Annotated in this window: 2 protein-coding genes and 1 pseudogene; all 3 read right to left on the bottom strand. The window is 51.3% G+C overall.

Annotation, left to right across the window (positions count from 1 at the left end; genetic code table 11):
* Window positions 1-1,227 (bottom strand): tRNA (guanosine(46)-N7)-methyltransferase TrmB (trmB, locus tag Q0256_RS07080; protein ID WP_297961618.1); only part of this gene is annotated, 1,227 nt, incomplete at its 3' end.
* A gap of 3 nt (window positions 1,228-1,230) precedes the next feature.
* Window positions 1,231-1,896 (bottom strand): fibronectin type III domain-containing protein, encoded by a 666-nt coding sequence (locus Q0256_RS07075; protein WP_297961615.1) that lies wholly within the window; start codon window positions 1,894-1,896, stop codon window positions 1,231-1,233.
* Window positions 1,826-2,193, bottom strand: a pseudogene (locus Q0256_RS07070) (RluA family pseudouridine synthase); the annotation flags it as partial. The pseudogene Q0256_RS07070 and the gene Q0256_RS07075, both read right to left, overlap by 71 nt.

Raw genomic sequence — 2,193 nt, 5'->3', positions numbered from 1 at the left:
GTTCGCGCGCTTAGTTAAATTTTTTCCTCGCATTGCGTTTAAATTTATGGCTTCGGTCATGCTGTCGGCGCCTGCTTCGTACGAGATAAAACCGCCATCTAGGTTTGCACAAGGATTTGAGTTCGTTTTTGAGGTAAAATTTGAGCCACTGCCTGCATTAAAATTTACACCACCACTCGCCGCGCAAGCTCCGTCCGCATCCAAGCTTTTCTGCGCGTCAAAGTAAAAAATTTCCTCAAAATGCACGAAAAAATCCTCGCCTTTGAAGGTAGAATTTTTAAAATTTCGCGCGATTGCCGCCGCGTCAAATTTTAAAAATTCCATCTCAAATTGCTGCGGCTCGCCCAGGCTCGCGGTTTTGTTCTCATAGATCAGATCGTAGATATTTTTATCCATTTTGCGCCATCTATCCTCGTATTTGCTCGCTACGGCGGCGTCGCGATTTTTGAAGTGCGAAATTTCGCCCGCTTTGCGCTGCACGTAGGGCGAGAGCTTTTGCATCGCGTAGAGGAAGTATTCCTTGCTGTCGGTGCGAAGCTCGAAGCGGCCGCCGCGCCCGAGCGTGCGTGCGATCTGTGAGGCGAACTCGTCGCTTATGACGCGGCGGTGCGGCGCGTCGTCCCACGGCACGGGGAAGTGCAAAAACACGCGCTGCAGGCAGCCCGCAGGAAGCAGGCTCAGCAAAACCCGCGCGTCGGTGGCTATGAGAGCGATGTTTTGCAGCCCTTCGCGGATCGCTAGTTTTGCGACCTGTTCGATCGCGGGCTTGTAAATTTCGATACCGATTAGCAGCGCGTCTTGATTTGAGCGCGCTTGATGAAGCAGGTGTCTGCCCGAGCCGAAGCCGATCTCGATAAAAATTTTATTAAATTTAGAGCTTTTTACGAGGGATAAAATTTCATTCTCACCCAAAATCAGCGGCGTTTTTTTGGTAAGCGAGCTGTCTTTGTAAGCAAATGCCTGCGAGATGATCCGCCCGCAGAAGCGCTCTTTAAAAATTTCGAGCGCTCGCTGCAGATGGCCGATCTTGGCGGGCTTGGTGATCTTTTCGCCCTTTACTATCACTTTGTCGCCGCTGGGCTTCAGGGTGATAAAAAACTCGCTATCAAAGCTTTTGGTTCGCACGAGCGTTAAATTTCTACCGCGTGCCGTCTCTAAAAACTCGGTCTCGCCGAGCTTAATCGGCAGCGGCGGCAGGCTCACGCTTTGGGTTATGAAATTTGGCAAACTTTATTCTGCCTGCGCTGCGGCAATGACTGCACTAGGCTTGGACAGCTCTCCGTTTTCGGTTTTGACGGTGATACGGTATTCATATCCTTCGCCGTAATCGATATTGTCGATATATTCGGCGCTAAGTCTGCCGCGAACCTCTTTAATCGTGCTCCATGACTCGCCTCCCTTAGGACGGCGCTCGATTAGATAAGAGCTTACGCGAAGATCCGGATGCGGACGCCAGATGATCTTAACGCGGCCCGGAAGCCCGTAGATCGCCTGCGCAAACGGCACGGACTCTAGCATTTTTGCTGTGCTTGCGATAGCGACCGGAGAAGGAGCCGAAACGCCCTTGGCGCCGTATGTGCGCACCGTGTATTTATACGAAGTGCCCGGCTGCAGCCTCGTATCTACGTAGTGGGTAGAGTATGGATCTGCGATGGTGGCGATCTTTTTGGCTTCGCCGCCGCTTGCCGGCGCTCGGTAAACGACAAAGCCCAGTACGGCGGTATTGCTATCGTATCTAGGCCACTCAAGCCCGATCTCATTGTCGCTCGCGATCGTCCTAACCCCCTCTACGCGTGGCAGGCTCTCGTCGCTTGCACTAGGCGCGCTAGACGTAGCGCAGCCACCCGCTAATATCGCTAAAGTAGCGCTCAACGTTAGTCGGTAAAATTTTTTCATAAATTTCATCCTTTACCTTTTGATTTGTCGTAAAATTTAGAAATTCGCTCGGCAAGCCCGCGCATATTTTCACCTCTTTGCCGCTTCGCGGATGGATGAAATAGAGCAAATAGGCATGGAGCAAAATCCTGCTAATTTTAGCGTTTTCGCTCTTAAATCCGTATAAATGATCGCCCAAAATGTGCCGATTTATCGAGCTTAAATGCACGCGGATCTGATGCGTGCGACCCGTGAAGAGCTTCGCCGCGACGAGATTAAAGCTCTTTAGACTTAGCGGCGGCAGCTTATAGTTTTGAG

This window comes from uncultured Campylobacter sp. (assembly GCF_937949835.1).
Taxonomy (GTDB): Bacteria; Campylobacterota; Campylobacteria; order Campylobacterales; family Campylobacteraceae; genus Campylobacter_B.
This window is presented reverse-complemented; position numbering and strand designations above follow the sequence as displayed.